The organism is Variovorax sucrosi, assembly GCF_051216635.1.
Classification (GTDB): Bacteria; Pseudomonadota; Gammaproteobacteria; order Burkholderiales; family Burkholderiaceae_C; genus Variovorax.
In genome coordinates this window covers 68,621-86,984 of record NZ_JBPJZU010000013.1, presented here as the reverse complement: position 1 = coordinate 86,984, position 18,364 = coordinate 68,621, and the positions used below count along the sequence as shown (strand labels likewise).

The following is an 18,364-nucleotide window of genomic DNA, read 5'->3' as shown; positions in this document are numbered from 1 at the left end:
TCGACTTCCAACCTCTTCGCGCGCATCCCATGTACATCGTCATCATCGCCTGGCTCTATGTGACCCTGATGATGGCCGTGGCCGAAGCCACGAATTCGAACGGCACGGTGCTGGGCGCGATCTTCACCTTTCTACTCTATGGCGTGCTGCCGCTCGCATTGGTGGTTTACCTGTTGAACACGCCGGCGCGTCGGCGTGTGCTGAAGGAACGCGAGGCGGCCGCGCAGGAAGAAGCGCGCCGGGCCGCTGCGGCAGCTCCCCATTCAACGCCGCCAGATGGCAACGGCGAACCGGCCGGTGGGCCCGCTGACCCCATCGCGCCGGTGCGAGAAAAAACGTAACGGGTTGCGCACGGTGCACCAGGCATCGCTGCCGTCGTTGCCGTACACCGCCTCGACGCCCGCCGCACGCAGCCGCTGACGCGCCAGCGCCGGCAGGTCGGACCACCACTTGCCCGGCGCCGGGCCGGGCCGGAAGCAGGCTGCGGCGTCCGCGGACTGCGCCACGAACGTCGCCCGGACCTCGTCGCCCACCTCGAAGGCATGGGGCCCGATGCAGGGGCCGAGCCAGGCCATTGGCTGCGTGTCGCCGAAAACGGCCGCAGTGCGCTCCAGCACGCCGGCCGCCAGCCCGCGCCACCCGGCATGCGCCGCAGCGACGCGCCGGCCTTCGCGGTCGGTGAAAAGCACCGGCAGGCAGTCGGCGACCATGATCGTGCAGGCGATACCCGCTTCGACCGCGGTGCAGGCATCGGCCGTGGCGCCATCGGGCGTGGTCGCATCGATCGGCAGCACGTCGGTGCCATGCACCTGTTGCAGGAACACCGGCCGCACGCCAATGGCTGCCTGCAACTGCGCGCGGTTGGCGGCGACGAACGCCGGGTCGTCGCCCACATGTCCGCCAAGGTTCAGACCACCGAACGCGCCTTGCGACACCCCAGCCGCCCGCGTGGTGCACACGGCGCGAACCCCTGCAGGCGCCGGCCAGTTCGGCACAAGCCAGTCGTGCATCAGGACTCGGCGTCCGGGCAACGGGCCGGTTGCGCGCGCTGCACCGCATCGGTCTGCATGGCCGCGTCGTAGGCCGCCATGGTGCGCGGCAGGCCGCTCAGGTCGCAATCGAAGCGCTGGGCGTTGAAGATTTGCGGCACCAGGCAGCAGTCGGCCATGGTGAGCGTGTTGCCATAACAGTAGATGCCCGCGGGCTGCTCCGCCAGTTGCCGTTCGAAGGCCTCCAGCCCTTCGCGCACCCAGTGGCGGTACCAGCTGTTCTTGGCGGCTTCGTCGAGCTTGAGTTCCTTGACCAGGTACTTCAGCACGCGCAGGTTGTTGATCGGGTGGATCTCGCACGCGACGATCTGCGACAGCGCCCGCACGCGCGCCCGGCCCACCGGGTCGTGCGGGAGCAGCGGTGGCTCGGGGTTGATCTCGTCGAGGTACTCGATGATCGCCATCGACTGCGAGATGCGCTCGCCGCCGGACGATTCGTCTTCTTCCAGCAGCGGCACCAGTTGCTCGGGCGCGATGTCCGAAAACGGCGGCTGGTGGTGCTCGCCGCGGGCAATGTGCACCGGCACGTAGTCGTAGGCCAGCCCCTTGATGTTGAGCGCGATGCGCACGCGGAACGAGGCGGACGAGCGGAAGTAGTTGTGCAGCTTCATCATGCGTCGAGCATAGCCGCAGCGCCGCCTCGCCACCCCCTCCCGCCGGCTCTGGCAAACTGCCGTTTTCCCGCATTCACCAGGACGAACAAGCAATGGCTTCCGAGTACGTTTTCCCTGCGCCGGCCGTGGTCAGCATCCCCGTGGTCGGCCAGCCTGCCCGCTTCCCCGTGCACCGCATCTACTGCGTGGGCCGCAACTACGAGGACCATGCCAAGGAAATGGGCTTCACCGGCCGCGAGCCGCCCTTCTTCTTCATGAAGCCGGTCGATGCGCTGGTGGTGGTCGACGCCGGCCAGACCGGCAGCATGGCCTACCCGACGCTCACCAAGAACCTGCACCACGAGATCGAGCTGGTGGTGGCCATCGGCACCGGCGGCAAGAACATCGCCGCGGCCGATGCGCACAAGCACATCTACGGCTATGCGGTGGGCCTGGACATGACACGCCGCGACCTGCAGAACGAGATGAAGAAGCAGGGCCGGCCCTGGGACATCGGCAAGGGTTTCGAGCAGAGCGCACCCATCGGCCCGATCGTGCCGGTGGCCGCCGCCGGCGACGCGCCCAACGCCGAGATCGCGCTGAAGGTCAACGGCGAAGACCGCCAACGCAGCACGGTCGGCAAGCTGATCTGGAACATCGGCGAAACCATCGAACATCTGTCGGCCGCCTGGGAGCTGCAGCCCGGCGACCTGATCTTCACCGGCACGCCCGAGGGCGTGGCGGCGGTGGTGGCGGGCGATACGCTGGTCGGCACCGTGGCCGGCCTGCCGACCCTGACCGTGAAGATCGCGTAGTCGATGTCCGTCGTCCACCTGCCCATCAAGCACTGCAAGAACTGCGGCGCCGCCGTGGTGTACCGCCTGCCGGACGACGGCGACACGCGCGAGCGCGCGGTGTGCCCGGCCTGCCACACGATCCACTACGAGAACCCGACCAACGTGGTGGGGACCATCCCGGTGCTGGGCGACCGGGTGCTGCTGTGCAAGCGCAACATCGAGCCGCGCTGGGGCAAGTGGACGCTGCCGGCCGGCTTCATGGAGCTCAACGAGAGCGTGTCGCAAGGGGCGGCGCGCGAGACCGACGAAGAAGCCGGCGCCCATTTCGAGATGGAAGGCCTGTTCTCGGTGATGAGCGTGGTGCGCGTGGGCCAAGTCCACATCTTCTACCGCGCCCGCCTGCTCGACGACGTGTTCGCCCCCGGCCACGAGACGATCGAGGCGAAGCTGTTCACCGAGGAAGAGATTCCCTGGGACGAGATCGCCTTCCGCACGGTGCGCGAAACGCTGCGCTGCTACTTCGAAGACCGCCGGCGCGGCAGCTTCGACCGCGTCCACACGCTGGACATCGTTTGAAAGCCCGCATGAAGCAACGCCCTTCCCTCGCCCTCCTCCTTCTCGGCGCGCTGGCCGCCAGCGCCGCCGCGGCCGAACAGGTCGGCGAAGTCGACACCGTCTTCAAGCTGATCGGCCCCGACCACAAGATCGTCGTCGAAGCCTACGACGACCCGAAGGTCAACGGCGTGACCTGCTATGTCTCGCGCGCCAAGACCGGCGGCGTCTCAGGCGCGCTGGGCCTGGCCGAGGACAAGGCCGAAGCGTCGATCGCCTGCCGGCAGGTCGGCCCGGTGAGCTTCGTCGAGCCGCTCAAGAAGCGCGACGAGATCTTCAGCGAGCGCCAGTCGATCATGTTCAAGCGCCTGCGGGTGGTGCGCATGGTCGATGTCAAGCGCAACACGCTGATCTACCTGAGCTATTCCGACCGCCTGATCGAAGGCTCGCCGCAGAACAGCGTGACCGCGGTCCCGGTCGACCGGGCCACGCCGATTCCTGCCAAGTGAAGAAAGTGGCTTTCCACGGATGACCGCCGCACCAGGCAACGCGATCCGCGAACTCTATGCGGCGCTGTGGCGCTTTGCCGAGGGCGTGCGCGGACAGTTCCTGGGCGCGACCGCGATGCTCACTGCATCGCAGCTCATCAAGCTCACGCTCCCCTACCTGGCCGGCCAGGCGATCAACGCGCTGCAGCGTGGCGACCTGCGCGGCGCCGGCCGCTGGATCGCAACGCTGACCGGCATCTACCTGCTCTCGTGGCTGCTGCACGGGCCCGGCCGCATCCTCGAGCGCAACGTCGGCGCACGGGTACGCGAGTCGCTGGCCGACCAGCTCTATGCCCGGCTCGCCGCCGCGCCGCTGGTGTGGCACGACGGCCACCATTCCGGCGAGCTGCAGCACCGGGTGCACCAGGCCAGCCGGGCCCTGTCGGACTTCACCCAGAACCAGTTCATCTGGCTGACCAACGCGGTGAACATCGTCGGCCCGCTGGTGGCGCTGACGCTGCTGTCGCGGGCCAGCGGCATGACGGCGCTGGCCGGCTACGTGCTCATCGGCCTCATCATCCTGCGCATCGACCGCGCGCTGATGCGGCTGGCCCGGGTCGAGAACGACGCCGACCGCCGCTATGTCGCCGCGCTGCTCGACTTCGTCGGCAATGCCTCGACCGTCATCGGCCTGCGGCTGCAGGGCGCCTCGCGCCTGCTGCTGCGCAAGCGGATGGCCGCGATCTCGGTGCCCTTCAAGCAGACCGTGGTGCTGAACGAAGCCAAGTGGTTCGCGGTCGACATGCTCGGCCTGCTGCTGACCTGGGGCCTGGTCGTGATGTATGTGTGGCAGTCGCGCACACCCGGCCAGGCGGTCATGCTCGGCTCGGTCTTCATGATCTACCAGTACGCCCAGCAGACCGCCGGCGTGGTGTCGTCGATGGCGGCCAATTTCCAGTTCTTCGCCCGCATGCACACCGACTACAGCAGTGCCGCGCCGATCTGGGCGGCCCCCACCGGCCCGGCGCTGACGACGCCGCCCGAAGAAGTGCCCGCGCACGAACGCATCGACACGGCCGCCGACTGGTCGGAACTCGCCATCCAGGGCGTGCGCTGGAACTACGCCCAGAGCACCGAGGCCGCGGCGGGTGGCGCGGGGCCCAGCGGCCTGCACGACGTGGCGCTGACGCTGCGGCGGGGCCAGCGCATTGCGCTGGTCGGCCCGAGCGGCGGCGGCAAGAGCACGCTGCTGCGGCTGCTGGCCGGCCTCCACGCGTCGCAGGGCGGCACGCTGCGCTTCGATGGCCAAGCGGCGGAGTGGGCCCGCCTGCGCCAGCTGGCGACGCTGATCCCGCAGGAAACCGAGGTCTTCGAGGCCAGCGTGCGCGAGAACCTCGGCTTCGGTCGGCCCTTCAGCGACGAAGCCATCCATGCCGCGCTGCACGCCAGCGCCTTCGACGAAGTGCTCGAGGCCAACCACAGCAGCCTCGACTCGCCGCTGTCGGAGCGCGGCTTCAACCTTTCGGGCGGCCAGCGCCAGCGCCTGTGCCTGGCGCGCGGCGTGCTCGCCGCCCGGGGCAGCTCGCTGCTGCTGCTCGACGAGCCGACCAGCGCGCTCGACGCCGGCACCGAAGCCCGCGTGCTCGAACGCATCGCGGCCGCCTTTCCCGACGCCTGCGTGATGGCCTCGATCCACCGCCTGAGCCTGCTCGACCGTTTCGACACGGTCGTGCTGATGGAAGCCGGCCGGGTGCTCGATGCCGGCCCCCGCAACGCCGTGCTCGCGCGCCAGCCGCTGCTGCAGCGGATGGTGCAGCCCCAGTGACGCACGGCCCCTCGCCACCTTCATCCACGACCGCATGCACCGTTTCACACCCCTCCTGTCCCAGGCCCTGCGCGCCGGCCTCGCCGCGATCGCGACCGCCGGCCTCCTGGCCTGCAGCAGCACCGGCCCGAGCACCGCCCCGAGCACCGGTAGCGGCACGGGCAAGTCCGGCGCCGCGCCGCAGGCCAAGCCCCTGTTCATCCGGCCGGCCGCCGGCACGACGCTGTCGCGCTTCAACGGCAAGTCCAACAAGGGCCTCGACATCGCCGGCAGCGCCGGCGATCCGGTGCTGGCCGCGGCCGACGGCCGGGTGGTCTACGCCGGCAGCCAGCTGCGCGGCTACGGCAGCATGGTCATCGTCAAGCACAACGAGACCTTCATCACCGCCTATGCCCACAACCAGGCGCTGCTGGTGAAGGAGAACGACATCGTCCGCCAGGGCCAGAAGATCGCCGAGATGGGCAAGACCGAAGCCGACCGCGTGAAGCTGCACTTCGAGCTGCGCAAGGACGGCAACGCGGTCGACCCCGAGCCCTACCTCAGCGGCAAGCTGAGGTGATCCCCGCGTTCAGCGGCCCAGCAAGGACAGCAGGCCGCTGGCCCGGTGGGTGCGCTGGGCCAGCGCTTGCGCGAAGGCGGGTGCCCGCGGCGTGACGAGCGTGAAGGCGCTGCGGGCCCGCGTGATGCCGGTGTAGACCAGCTCGCGCGTCAGCACCCGGCCGCCGTCGCGCGGCAGCACCAGCACCGTGTGCTCGAACTCGCTGCCTTGCGACTTGTGCACCGTCATCGCGAAGGCCGTTTCGACCGAGGCCAGCCGGCTCACGCCGACCGAGCGCGCAGTGTTGCCATCGAGGAAGTAGGCGCGCAGCGGCGCGTTGGGCATGGCCGGCGGCAGCGTGATGCCGATGTCGCCGTTGAAGACGCCGACCGCCGCATCGTTGCGGGTGATCATCACCGGCCGGCCTTCATACCAGGCGCCACGCTTGACGAGCGACCCCTCGGCCACCATCGCGCGCTCGATGGCGGCGTTCAAGCCTTCGGCGCCCCACTCGCCCTGGCGCACCGCGCAGAGCAGGCGGAAGCGCTCGAAGGCAGTGAGCACGGCCAGGACCCAGTCGGCATGGGCCTGCGCATCGCCGGGCGCCGGCCGCGCATGCAGCGCCGCCAGGTAGCCGTCGAAGCCGCCCGGCGCGCCAGGGCGGCCCCGCAGCGCGAGCGCGACGACGTCGACGGGCGATGGCGCATCGAGCCAGGCCAGTGCGCCGCCCCGGTCGGCATGCAGCAGCGTCACCGCCGATGTCGCATCGCCCTGGTTCACGGCGGCCGCGAGCTGCCCGATCGGCCCGCCGAAGCGATGGCTCTGGCGCAGCATGACGGTCTGCTGCGCCAGCGGCGGGCCGTCGCCGGCAAAGGCTTCGGGCACGCGCTGGCCGGTGACGGCTTCGAGGTAGGCGAGCGTCTGCGGCTGGTAACGCCCGGACTCGGCATCGCGGCACAGGTCGCCCAGCACCGCGCCGGCCTCGACCGAGGCGAGCTGGTCCTTGTCGCCCAGGAAGATCACGCGGGCCGTTGGCGGCAGCGCCTCGAGCAGCGCGGCCATCATCTCCAGGTGGATCATCGAGGCCTCGTCGACGATCAGCACGTCGACCTCCAGCGGATGGGCCGCATCGAAGCGGAAGCGCCGCGTGTCGGGCCGCGCGCCGAGCAGCGAATGCAGCGTGCGGGCGGGCTGGATGTGCGAGGCGAGTTCGTCGAGCGGCAACCGGTCGCCGACCTGCACGTTCAACGCATCGAGCGCCGCGTCGATCGACTGCTTGAGCCGCGCGGCCGCCTTGCCGGTGGGCGCGGCCAGCATCACGCGCAGGCGCTCGGGGCTGGCGTCCATCGCGAAGAGCAAGGCGAGCAGGCGCGCGGCGGTGTAGGTCTTGCCGGTGCCGGGACCGCCCGTGATGATCGAGAAGCGGCCGCGCAGCGCGAGACCGCAAGCGGCCTTCTGCCAATCGAGGGCCGATGCGGACTCCTCGGCTTTGGCCGCAACGGGAAACAGCAGGTCGAGTTGCCGGCGCACCGCCGCCGTGTCGACCGGCAGCGGCGTGGCGCCGCGCTGCAGCACCTCAGCCGCGACGCGCCGTTCGTAGTCCCAGTAGCGGCGCAGGTAGAGGCGGCCCTCGTGCAGCACCAGCGGCGCGCTTCCGGATGCATCGCCCGTGCCCACCAGCGAGCTCGCTTGCAAAGCCTCGGACCATGCAGCGGGCTCGGTGTGCAGCGACGCCATCGCCGCATGCAGCGCCGCCTGCGCATCGGCCAGCCAGCCCAGCAGCGCGTCGGTGTCGTCCAGCAGTTCGTCGAGCAGCAGGCAGGCGTGGCCGCGGCCTTCCATGTGCGCGACCAGCGCGCCGGCCATCAAGAGTTCGGCAGACGTGTCGGGATCGAGCTCATGCAGGAAACCGGCGAATGCGGCATCGAGGCGGCGCAACCAGCCGGACTCGGCCCACTGGCGCAGCACGGTCAGCAGCGATGCGGGAGTCATGTGCCGGCCTCCGCGGTGGCGCCCAGCAGGCGGTCGAGCGCATCGAGCAGCGGCAGCACCGGTGGCACGTGGTAGCACCCATGGTCCGGCCCGTCGATGCCGCGCAGGAACAGGAACACCGCGCCGCCGAGCTGCACCGCCGGGTCGTAGCCAGCGCCGAGGCGGCTGCGCAGCAGGCGATGCAGGGCGAGCAGGTAGATGGCGGACTGCACGTCGTAGCGGTGCGCGGCCATCGCGCCTTCGAGCGCGTCGCGGCCGTAGTCCGCATCGCCGTCGCCCAGGTGATTCGACTTGTGGTCGAGCACCCAGTAGCGCCCGCCGTGCTCGAACACGATGTCCGCGAAGCCCATCAGCATGCCGTGCAGCTCGCGCTCCGGCAGCGCCGGGCGGTCGCGGCCGCCCAGCAGGTGCTGGCGGCACAGGGCATCGATCTGCGTGGCGGCCAGACTCTGCGCGGGCAGCCAGAACTCCATCTCGGGCACGGTGACCGTCAACGCGTCGAGCGCGGCACCGACCGGCGGCAGCGGCGACTGCAGCACGCGCAGCAGCCAGGCCAAGACGTCGGGCGCGCGCTCTGCCCAGCCCTGCCGCTCGCAGCGGCGCAGCAGCTGTTGCTGGCGCTCGGGCGAGGCCGCGAGGTCGAAGCCTTCGGTCGCCAGCCATTCGAGTTGGTCGTGCAGGAAGTTGCCGGCAAAGGCGCCGCGCGGGAAGCGATGCCAGGGTGCGTCGATGGCCGCGACCGTTGCGGCCGCCGCGCGCGACGGGCTCGCAGCCGTGTCGCCCTCGGCCACATCGCCCGGCTCGTCGTTGCGCACCGCGGCCACGCTCGACGCCAGCACGCCCGAGATGGGTGATACGGCCGACAGCGTGCGCACCAGCGCCGAGAAACTGCCGATGGACCAGCGCCGGTCGAAATCCGCGTCGTACTTCGGCACCTCGCGCAGCGCCGCCGGCTCGCCGCGCGGTAGCAGGGGCGTGGTGCCGAGGCCGGCCATATCCTCGGCCGGCACCAGCGCGATGTCGGTACAGGGCTGCACCACGTCCTGGATGCGAGTCATCAACTGCTCGGGCAGCACCTCCTCGGTGCCGCCGAGCACGTAGCCGATGGCGCTGCGGTGCAGGGTCGGTGCATTGGCGTTGCCTTCCTTCAGGGCGGCCAGGCCGACCCACACGGCATGCCGGGCCCGCGTGAGCGCGACATACAGCAGGCGCAGGTCCTCGCGCTGGCGCTCCTTGTCGGCCTCGGCGATGTGCGCGTCGCTCAGGTGCAGATGCAGCGTGCGTTCGCCTTCGTCGTCGGCCAGGTTCAGGTGCGAGGTGCCGGCCTTCTTCACGCCGCGGAAGCCGCTGGCGAAAGGCAGGAAGACCAGCGGGTATTCGAGGCCCTTGGACTTGTGCACCGTCACCACCTTCACCAGGTCGGCGTCGCTTTCCAGTCGCACGATCTGCTCTTCGCCGCCGGCCGCATCGCCGCGCAGCTGGTCGGCCAGCCAGCGCACCAGCGCCTGCTCGCCGTCGAGCTGGCCGCTGGCCGCCTGCAGCAGCTCGGCCAGGTGCAGGAAGTTGGTGAGGCGGCGTTCGCCATCGGCCGCGCTGCCGATCCAGCGGGCCGGCAGTTGCAGCCCGTGCAGCGTGCGGCGCAGCATGGTCAGCACGCCCTGCTGCTGCCAGATGCCGTGCAGCTGGCGCAACTGCTCGCTGCGCGCATCGAAGGCTTCGTCGTCGCGCGCGAGCACACGCAGTTCGTCAATCGACAGGCCGACGGTGCGCGTCGCGAAGGCCGCACGGGCCAGGCGCACGTCGAGCGGCTCGGCGACGGCGCGCAGCCAGTGCAGCAGGTCTTGCGCCTCGGGGCTGGCGAAGACCGAATCCTTGTCGGAGAGGTAAACCGAGGCGACCCGGCGGCGGCGCAGTTCGCGTTGCACGGCAGCGGCTTCCTTGCCGGTGCGTACCAGCACGGCGATGTCGGCCGGGCGCAGGCGCATGAAAGGCTTGCCCGCCTCCACGAAGCCGGCTTCCGGATCGTTCAGCAGCACGACGATGCCCTCGGCACAGCGCGCCGCGAAATGGCGCCGACTCGTCTCGGCATTGAGCAGCGTGGCGTCGAGCGCGAGCGTGACCCCCGGTTCGGCACCGGCCGCGCTGACGAAGGCCTCTTTCCGCCCCCGAGCTTCGACCGGCGCGAAGGGCAAGGGGTCGTTGCCGGCGCCACAGCGGTACATGAAGGCACCTTCGCCACCGCGCCGCTCCGGGTGCGCCAGCAGATGGTTCACGGCGGCCACCACCGACGCGGTCGAGCGGTGGTTAGTGCCCAGCATGTAGTGCCGGCCCTCGGTGGCACGGCGTGCCTGCAGGTAGCTGTGGATGTCCGCGCCGCGGAAGCCGTAGATCGACTGCTTCGGGTCGCCGATCAGCAGCAGCCCGCTCGACGGCTCGTTCGCCGCGATGCGGTAGAGCCGGTCGAAGATGCGCGACTGCACCGGCGAGGTGTCCTGGAACTCGTCGATGAGCGCCACCGGGTACTGCGCCAGCATGCGCGCGCGCAGCCGCAGCGCGGCCTCGCCGTTGCGCGCGGGGTCGAGCGCATCGTCCAGGCGTTGCAGCATGTCGGCGAAGCCGAAGCTGCCCGACTGGCGCTTGAGCTCGGCCAGCCGCTGCGCGATCTGCGCGGCGGCGTGCAGGCGCAGCGCCGGGCCGATGGGTTGCAGCGCGTCGAGGGCGACCATCAATCGCTCGAAGGCGGCGAAGTCTTCGGGCAGGTCGATGCCGGCACCGGCCTTGAGCGCACCCTGCATGCCCTCGGGCGTGAAGCGGGTGCGGCCGGTCTTGAGCTCGGGCATGTCCGCGTGCGGGTCGTCGGCCCACGCGGCCAGCGCGTTCAACCAACCCGTGTAGTTCTTCGGCGCCATGCGGCGGCCGTCGAAGGGGCACGGCTTGCGCGCCATCTGCGCGTCGATCCAGCCCTGCATCGCCTGCGCACGCTGCGCCCAGCCGACCTTGAGCGATGCGAGTTGCGTATGGCGCTCGGCCAGTGTTTCGCCGATCAGTGCGCCCAACGCGCCCTGCCCGGCATCCGCCGGCAGCGTCTGGCCGATGAGCGCGCGCGCATCCTTGGCGAGCGCGTCGACGCCGGGCCAGACCGACAGCGCCGCGTCGAGCACCTCGCCCGACAGCGGATAGAGCTGCTGGCGCCAGTAGTCCTGGGCGGCCTCGTCGAGCATCGCGCGCTCGTTGGCAGTGAGTTCCTCGTCGAACAGGCAGCCACTGTCGAAGGCATGCTCGCGCAGCATGCGCTGGCACCAGGCGTCGATGGTGTGGACGGCCGCGTCGTCCATGCTCTCGGCGGCCATCGCGAGCCGCCACGCCGCCGACCGGCGCGGCGCGCCGTCGTCGTAAGCGGCGATCAGGTCGCGCAGGAAGGCGTCACCGTCGTCCGGCACCGCTTCGCCGCGAAAGCAGCGTGCAGCCTGCAGCAGGCGCGCACGGATGCGGTCCGACAGCTCGCGCGTGGCTGCGCGGGTGAAGGTCATCACGAGGATTTCGGACGGCACCAGCGGGCGCAGGTATCCCGCGGCCTCACCGCCATGGCCCAGCACCAGCCGCAGGTAGAGCGCGGCAATGGTCCAGGTCTTTCCGGTGCCAGCGCTGGCCTCGATGAGGCGGCTGCCCCACAGCGGGAGCGTCAGCGGATCGAGGTGCTGGCTCATGCGGCCGACTCCTCCGTCGCCACATGCATCTCGACCGCCACGTGCGTGCCCGCCCAGTCGCGCAAGGGTCCGTAAAGAAGCTCGGCGAACTCCTCGAAGCGGCCGTCGGCCACCAGCGTCTCGAAGTCGGGGAACACGCGCGCCAGGCAAGCCTCACGGCCCTCGCCGTCGAGGAACATGCCGCCTTCGTAGGCGGTCTCGGGCTTGCCGCCTTCGAGGAACGCGAGGGCCGTGAGGGGTGCCACCGGCAACGGCTGGCCCATGCCTTCGCGCCAGGCATCGACCAGGTCGCGCAGGGTCGCCATCGCGCGGTCGGCCGGCATTGCCTGCACGGTGAGCGTCGCGTCGCGGCCGACGAGCACGCCCTGCACCGGCACGCCGCAGGCGCTGCCGACCAGCGCGTGGATCCACGCACCGATCAGCTTGTCGACGCGCGGCGCGCCCTTGTCGGTGGCCAGGCGGCTGGCCTGCAGCGACAGCCACACCGGCGCGCCGGATTCCATCGAGGCCAGCCGCAGCCCGTCGAGCCAGTCGTCGAGCACCAGGCCTTCGTGCTCGAAGCGCAGCGGCTCCTTCACGCCCGCGACGGGATAGTCGTGGTGCAAGGTGCGCCAGCGCGCCAGCATCGGCCGCAAGGCACTGGCCAGCTCGCGCTCGGTGCGCTTGCCGAGTTCGGCCATGGGCAGGCGGCCGCTGCGGCGGATGCGCGCGAGCTGGGCATCGATCCGGCGTTCGAGCGGTGCGACGGCATCGGGCGCCCCGGCATCGTCGAGCGCGTCCAGCGACTCGTCGAGCAGGCCGTAGTGCGCGAGGCCGTCGAGCGCGAAGGTCTCGTGGTCTTCCATCACTTCCTCGCCGTCGCCGAAGACCACGGCGAGCTGGCGGCGGAAGAAGTCCTTGACCGGGTTCTTGAGAAAACTGGTGAGTGCGGACAGCGTGATCGGCACCGCGGTGTCGATGGCGGTTGGCGCGCCGTCGGGCCACACCGCGTCGCGCGCATCGGGTTCGGCAGCGACTTCATGCGCACCGCGCCATTCGCGGGCGTGGGTGAAGAGCGGCACCGCCATGTCATCAGCAGTGTCGGTGATCTCGAAATAGCGCCGGCTGAAGGGCTGCAGCGGATGCTCGGTGGTGCGCGCCTCGACCACGTCCTCCTGCCAGCCGGCCACCAGGTAATCGCGCAGCTGCGACACCAACACCGAGGGCGGCTGCTCGCTGTTGTCGCGCACGCTGCGGCCGGTCCAGCTGACATAGAGCACGCGGCGCGCCGACAGCAGCGCCTCGAGCATCAACTGTCGATCGTCGTCGCGGCGCGATCGGTCGCCGGGTCGGCGCTGGCCGGGCAGGCCCATCAGGTCGAAGTCGCTGCGCGGGCTGCTGCGCGGGTAGTCGCCGTCGTTCATGCCCAGCAGGCAGACGACCTCGAAGGGCACGGCGCGCATCGGCAGCAGCGTGCAGAAGGTGACGCCGCCAGCGCGGAAGCGGCGGCTCAGGCCGGGCTCGTCGATGCCTTCGAGCCAGGCTTCGCGCAGCACGGCCAGCGGCACCGGTTCGTCGAAGCCGGCGCTGTCGCAGGCCTCGAGCCAGGCGCCGAGCGCCTCCTGCGCCGCGGCCAGCGCCAGGCGCTCGCGCTCGTCGGTCGGCGCCATGAAGGCGGCGAGCAAGGCGCGCGCGCGCTCGGCCCAGCCTGCCGGCGTGGCATCGTCGGCCGTCTGCGCCCACCAGGCCGTGAGCGCACCCAGCAGGTCGGCCAGCGCACCGGCAACAGCCGCCTCCAGCCCGCCGACTTCGGCGTAGGGTTCGATGCCCTCGAAGGCGCCGTCGTCGGCCTCGCCGTTCGCGTAGCCGAGCAGCATGCGCTGCAGGCCGAAGCGCCAGGTGTTCTGCTCGCCACAGGCATCGAGCCCGAGGGCCGAGCGGTGCGCCAGGTTCAGGCCCCAGCGCGCTCCCGCGCCTTCCATCCAGCGCGCCAGCAGCGGCAGCTCGTCGGCCGCGATGCCGAAGCGCGCGGCCACGGCCGGCACGTCGAGCAGGTCGCGAATTTCGGTGAGGCCGCAGCGCTGCTGCGGCAGGCGCAGCAGCCATTCGAGCGCGACCAGCAGCGGGTTGTGGCCGCGCTCGTTCAGGTCCGCGATGTCGAAGGGGATGAAGCGCTTGTCGTTGCGCGGGTACTGGCCGAAGACCGAACGGATGGCCGGCGCGAAGGCCGCGATGTCGGGCACCATCACCACGATGTCGCGCGGCTGCAATGGCGCGTCACCAGGCGGCGCAGCGAGCAGCGCGAGCAGCTGGTCGTGCAGGATCTCGACCTCGCGCTGCGCACTGTGCGCGATGTGGAACACGACCGAGCGGTCGTCCGCGTCGATCGGCGTGTGGGGGTGCTCGTGCAGCGGCACCAGGTCGCGGATGTTCGCCTGGATCTGCTGCAGCAGCGTGACGGCCGGCGCGTCGTCGAACAGGTCGATCTGGCTGTCGCCGAAGCGTTGCTGTGCGACCGCCACGTCGTCGAAAGCGTCGAGCTGCCGCACGAAGTCGCGGCCCTGCCGGCCCCAGGCCGCGAGCAGCGGATGGCCGTGCGCATGCATCTCTTCCAGCGGCACCGCCGCCAGATCGCGTTCGCCGCGCAGGGGCTGGCGGCGACGCTCCATGCGCAGCAGCTCGCGCCCTTCGATGATGTCGGCCCAGTGGTAGCGGCTCGGGTTGGGGATGGCCATCAGCACCTGGGTGTGCGCCGACAGCGCGGCCAGCGCCTGCAGGGTCTGCATGGGCACGTGGGTCATGCCGAAGAGGATCACGCGGCGCGCGACCGGCGCGGCCAGCGGCGCACCCGCCATGAGTGTCGCGAGGAAGCGCTGGTGCAGCTGGGTGCGGGCGGCGCTGCGCGCGTCGGCATCGAGCCCGGCCAGCACGTCGCGCCACAGCGCGGCCTGCCAGCGCTGGTCCTCGGGCAGTGCCAGCTCGCCGGGGCCGGAGCCGCCCGGCAGCACGTCGCGGCCCGCTTCCCACGCGGCGAGCCAGTCGCTGCGGTAGACCTGGTACTGGTCGTACAGGTCAGCCAACCGTTGCGCCAATTGCAGGCGCCGCCCCATATCGCCGTCGCGCAAAAAGCCGGCCAGCGGCGCGAAGCCGGGGCGCGACGCGACCTCGGGCAGCAGGTGCATCAGCCGCCAGGTGAGCGCCTGCCGGTCGAGCGCGGAGCGCGCCGGCACCGCGTCGCGGCCCAGCACCTGGCGGTAGCTGCGCCACAAAAATCGCGCCGGCAGTTCGACGCGGGTGGCCGCGCACACGCCGCTCGTGGCCGCCAGCGTCATCTTGAGCCATTCGGCCACGCCGTTGCTCTGCACCAGGAAGACCTCTTCCTCCAGCGGCTGCAGCGGGTGGCGCCGGATCCATTCGAACAGCGCATCGCCCAGCAGTTCGGCGCGGTTGCCGTGCAAGACCAGGAGGCCGGGCTGAAGGGGAACGGGGGTCATGCGCTGCGCGGCGGGTAGGAGAAAAGCGAGGAGCTGCGCATCATTCTCGCTGCTGCGCGGCCCGCCGGCCGGCGCGCGGCCATGGCGCTCGCGGCCCGTTCAACGGCGGTTCGCCGGGGTCGCCGCCAGGCGGTCGTAGCCGCTCATTTCGAGGAAGCCCTGCCCTTCGGCGCTGCCGCTCACCCGCACCGGCCCTTCCCAGTACACGTTGGCGGTGGTCTCGCGCGAATCGAACTCGCCATCGGGGAAGAAGGGCTTCACGTCGTACACGCCGGACGGCAGGCGCAGGCGCCATTCGACGACATAGGGGATCTTCGTGGCAGGGCTGGTCCAGCGGGCGCCGGGGGTGAGCTCGATGTCTTCCGACTTCAGCGGCACCGCGCCCTGCTTGTCCGACAGCGTGCCGGCCGTCATGACGGGGCGGCCCGCACCGTCGAAGAGCTGGTAGACCATCACGTCGGTGCCGTTTGCCAGGTGCAGCGCGAACCAGTTCCAGCCGAGCGTGGATGCATCGAACTCGCCCCACTGGTGGTCGAACCACACCGGGCCGCTCACCGGCACCGTCTTGCCCGCGACCTTGATCTGGCCCTTGGCCGCGATGCGCGGACGCGAGTAGTAATAGCTGATGCCGGCCTTGCCGAAGTCGAGCAGGCCCGGCGTCTTGGAGCCGGCGGCGCGGTGCGCCACCACCGGCCCGGCGTCCTGCAGGTCGAGCTGGATCGCCATCTCCTCGGAGCCGGCTCGCAGCGTGTGCGAGGGCCCGGCCCCCGCGATATGCCAGCGCCCCTGCGAAAAGTCGAAGCCGTTGACCACCGTCTGGGCCGGCACGCCGCCGGTGCGCGTCTGGCTGGCGTAGCGCTTGCCGGTCTGCAGGTCGGTCAGCGCTGCGTGCAGGGCGGTGTGCTTGACCAGCCCGGTGGCGACGAAGACAGCGACGTGGAAGGCATAGCGGTCGCCGCCCGGTGCGTCGAGGATGCCGTTGTAGTACCACCATTCCATGCCCGAACCGTGCGGTGCGTCGTCGGCCGGCAGCCTGAGCGGCGGGAGGGCGGCGGTGCGCTCCGCCGGCAGACCGTCGTCGACGGCAGCCACCACGACGGCCGGGCGCTCGCTGCTCGCATCGGGCAGCAGGGCAAAGAACAGCGAGGCCGCCACGAGCACCATCACACCCGCGCCCAGCAGGAGATAGCGCCGGGCGGCGCGGCGGCGGCGCAGCTCTTCGCGGTAGGAGCGGGTGTGCAGCCGGCCCGTGCTGGAGCGGTCGGAGGAGTCATCAGGCATCGGCGAAACCTCGGGAACATGCGATGGGCGTCGAGCCTAGCATCCACCCCGCGTCCCGCCAAGCGCGGCGCGCTGTCCGATCAGCGGATCAGCGGATCAGCGGATCAGCGGATCACCACCGTCAGCGTGCTGCCCGGGGGCACACGCACCGTTTCGCTGTAGCGGCCCGACAGGCGGAAGCGCGACACCGGGAAGCTCGCGTAGCCCGCCAGCATGGCCGGCACCGCGGCCGGCAAGGCCCGCCCGGATTCGCCCAGCGCCGCCGGGTCCAGGCCGACCAGCTTCAGCCCGTCGTCGATGCGCTCGGGCATGCTGTAGTCGGCCACCCCGGCGCCCAGCGACACCAGCCCGGCGGTGGCGGACGAGAAGCGGCGCAGTTCCTGGCCGATGCCCGACGTCGGCTGCCGGGCCTTGATGGCGGCGTCCAGCAGTTGCGTCGAGTCGCTCGCACTGGTGCTGCGCAACAGGGCCTGGAGGAAGCCGAGGCCGAACTGGCGGTTCAGGTAGCCGCCGAAGGAGCCGACCACCGCATAGCTTTCGCACGACGCGCCCATCGGGTCCCAGACGGTCAGGCTGCAGTTGTAGCTGCCGTTGCCGCGGTAGCCCATGTAGTGCGGCAGCCGGGCGTCGCGGATCGCGTTGTGGCGGGGGTCGAGCGTGTTGCTGGCCCAGTCTTCCATCATCAGGGCCGACATTTCCTCGAGCCAGTCGTCGAAGGCGAAGCTCGGGCCCATGCTGACGCTGCGGCGGTAGAAGTTCTGCAGGTGCATGCCCTCGTGCGCCAGCGCGGTCATGATCTGGCGCAGGCCGAGCTCGCCGTCCAGGTACATCGTCTCGGTGTCCATGTACATGCCGATCGACTCGTTGCTGTAGGCAAGCTGGCCCACGTCTTTCTTGAAGTTGTTCAGGCCCCAGAAGTAGCCGCCCATGCCGTACGGCCGGCCGTTGTGGTCGAAGTTGACCAGGAAAATGTCGATCGGCTGGCCGCTGCCCGCGAGGAGTTCGGCGTGTGCGTGCGGGCCCCACAGCGGGCCGCCCACCTTCACCAGCATGTCGTGGATGCCGCCGGCCCCGGCGAAGGCGTCGCGCACCCGGTCGACCAGCGCGCCGCCGATGCGCGACGGCGCGAGTTCGCCGGCCTCCACCCAGACGTTGACCACCGTACCGTCGCCGGCTGCGCGCTGACCGGCGAGTTCGACCGTGCGCTGCGACCGGTCCAGCAGGTAGATGCTGCGCTGCTGTCCCACGGTGTAGGTCGCTGCGGGCGGCGGCACCATCGACGAGGAGGCACTGAGCTTCGCGGCCCCCAGCGGCGTGCCCAGCAGCTTCGCGAAGCCCTCGCGGTTGAAGCGGGCGATGTCGGCATGGAAGGTCGGCGCCGCCGCGGCATCGCTGCCGCCGAGCACCGATTTGCTCAGTGGTGCGGCCAGCGCGACCGGCGAGGACAGGATCTGCAGCGAGGGCATCACCACCGCCTGCGACGACTCGTTGGTGAAGACCAGCGTCACCAGTTGGCCGTTGAGGCCATCGATGGAAATGGGGAAATCAACGGGCGTCGACGACACGTTCGAGGCCTGCCACACACCGGTGCCACTGCCGGCATAGGTGTTGCCGTCGATCGCACCGCACTGGGTGCAGGCGGCCACCATCGGGGTTGCCTTGTCGGCGCCGGTGGCCACCACCGGTGGCGCCGAGGCGGCCACCGCATCACCACTGCCGCTGCCACCACCACCACTGCCGCCCTCGCCACCCCCGCCCCCACCGCAGGCGGTGATCACGGCGGCCATGGCCAGGGTTGTGATGGTGGCGAGAAAAGCGCTGGGGATTCTGCGAGGCATGGGCTGTTCCTGGTCCGGTGACGCCGGCACGTGTGAGGCGCCGGGACCCGACAACGGAACGACGGAGTTCCGCAGGTCGCCCAGCCGCGTGGCGTTACCCAGCTATCGGCAGCGATCGGTGAACCTTGAGGGGTAGCGAGGCCGGGCAGGCGGCGGCCCTGGGGTGAGCCGCGTTTTCAGGAACAAATGCACAGAGGGTCGATGACCGCGGGCATGCGCCGACTGGCATTC

General features: G+C 70.7%; 13 protein-coding genes. 6 read left to right on the top strand and 7 right to left on the bottom strand.

Annotation, left to right across the window (positions count from 1 at the left end; translation table 11 throughout):
* Positions 1-29: 29 nt before the first annotated feature.
* Complete coding sequence (locus ACSFBE_RS22650) at positions 30-341, top strand: hypothetical protein (protein ID WP_435492653.1); 312 nt, start codon at positions 30-32, stop codon at positions 339-341.
* Here ACSFBE_RS22650 and pgeF read toward each other — a convergent pair.
* Together pgeF and maiA are read right to left on the bottom strand one after the other, a co-directional pair.
* The gene (gene pgeF, locus ACSFBE_RS22645) at positions 264-1,010 is read right to left on the bottom strand and encodes a peptidoglycan editing factor PgeF (RefSeq protein WP_435492652.1); all 747 of its coding nucleotides are present in this window, start codon (positions 1,008-1,010) and stop codon (positions 264-266) included. The two genes, ACSFBE_RS22650 and pgeF, sit on opposite strands and share 78 nt — an antisense overlap.
* Positions 1,010-1,660: a maleylacetoacetate isomerase gene (gene maiA, locus ACSFBE_RS22640; RefSeq protein WP_435492683.1), complete on the bottom strand. Its 651-nt coding sequence runs from the start codon at positions 1,658-1,660 to the stop codon at positions 1,010-1,012. Before maiA ends, pgeF begins: the two co-directional genes overlap by 1 nt.
* Before the next feature lie 95 nt (positions 1,661-1,755).
* Between maiA and ACSFBE_RS22635 the strand changes: the two genes are divergently transcribed.
* From ACSFBE_RS22635 to ACSFBE_RS22615, 5 genes are read left to right on the top strand one after another with little or no spacing between them, the layout of a single operon-like run.
* Entirely contained in the window at positions 1,756-2,457 is a 702-nt protein-coding gene (locus ACSFBE_RS22635) for a fumarylacetoacetate hydrolase family protein (protein WP_435492651.1), read from the top strand.
* 3 nt (positions 2,458-2,460) lie between these two features.
* The gene (locus ACSFBE_RS22630; RefSeq protein ID WP_435492650.1) at positions 2,461-3,015 is read left to right on the top strand and encodes an NUDIX hydrolase; all 555 of its coding nucleotides are present in this window, start codon (positions 2,461-2,463) and stop codon (positions 3,013-3,015) included.
* 8 nt (positions 3,016-3,023) lie between these two features.
* Positions 3,024-3,500, top strand: a complete 477-nt coding sequence (locus tag ACSFBE_RS22625) for a CreA family protein (RefSeq protein ID WP_435492649.1) — start codon at positions 3,024-3,026, stop codon at positions 3,498-3,500.
* 19 nt (positions 3,501-3,519) lie between these two features.
* Positions 3,520-5,304, top strand: a complete 1,785-nt coding sequence (locus ACSFBE_RS22620) for an ABC transporter ATP-binding protein (protein ID WP_435492648.1) — start codon at positions 3,520-3,522, stop codon at positions 5,302-5,304.
* Positions 5,305-5,338: 34 nt separating this feature from the next.
* The gene (locus tag ACSFBE_RS22615) at positions 5,339-5,863 is read left to right on the top strand and encodes a murein hydrolase activator EnvC family protein (protein WP_435492647.1); all 525 of its coding nucleotides are present in this window, start codon (positions 5,339-5,341) and stop codon (positions 5,861-5,863) included.
* A gap of 9 nt (positions 5,864-5,872) precedes the next feature.
* On the opposite strand, the gene recD is transcribed toward ACSFBE_RS22615, so the two are convergent.
* The 5 genes from recD to ACSFBE_RS22590 all read right to left on the bottom strand — a co-directional run bounded on the left by recD (position 5,873) and on the right by ACSFBE_RS22590 (position 18,133).
* Positions 5,873-7,834 (bottom strand): exodeoxyribonuclease V subunit alpha, encoded by a 1,962-nt coding sequence (recD, locus tag ACSFBE_RS22610; protein ID WP_435492646.1) that lies wholly within the window; start codon positions 7,832-7,834, stop codon positions 5,873-5,875.
* Positions 7,831-11,541, bottom strand: coding sequence for an exodeoxyribonuclease V subunit beta (gene recB / locus ACSFBE_RS22605; protein ID WP_435492645.1), 3,711 nt, complete (start codon positions 11,539-11,541; stop codon positions 7,831-7,833). Before recB ends, recD begins: the two co-directional genes overlap by 4 nt.
* Positions 11,538-15,014: an exodeoxyribonuclease V subunit gamma gene (recC, locus tag ACSFBE_RS22600; RefSeq protein ID WP_435492644.1), complete on the bottom strand. Its 3,477-nt coding sequence runs from the start codon at positions 15,012-15,014 to the stop codon at positions 11,538-11,540. The genes recB and recC overlap by 4 nt, the downstream gene beginning before the upstream one ends.
* 99 nt (positions 15,015-15,113) lie before the next feature.
* Entirely contained in the window at positions 15,114-16,295 is a 1,182-nt protein-coding gene (locus ACSFBE_RS22595) for a lipocalin family protein (protein ID WP_435492643.1), read from the bottom strand.
* Positions 16,296-16,399: 104 nt separating this feature from the next.
* Entirely contained in the window at positions 16,400-18,133 is a 1,734-nt protein-coding gene (locus tag ACSFBE_RS22590; RefSeq protein WP_435492642.1) for a M30 family zinc metallopeptidase, read from the bottom strand.
* Between the last annotated feature and the right edge of the window lie 231 nt (positions 18,134-18,364).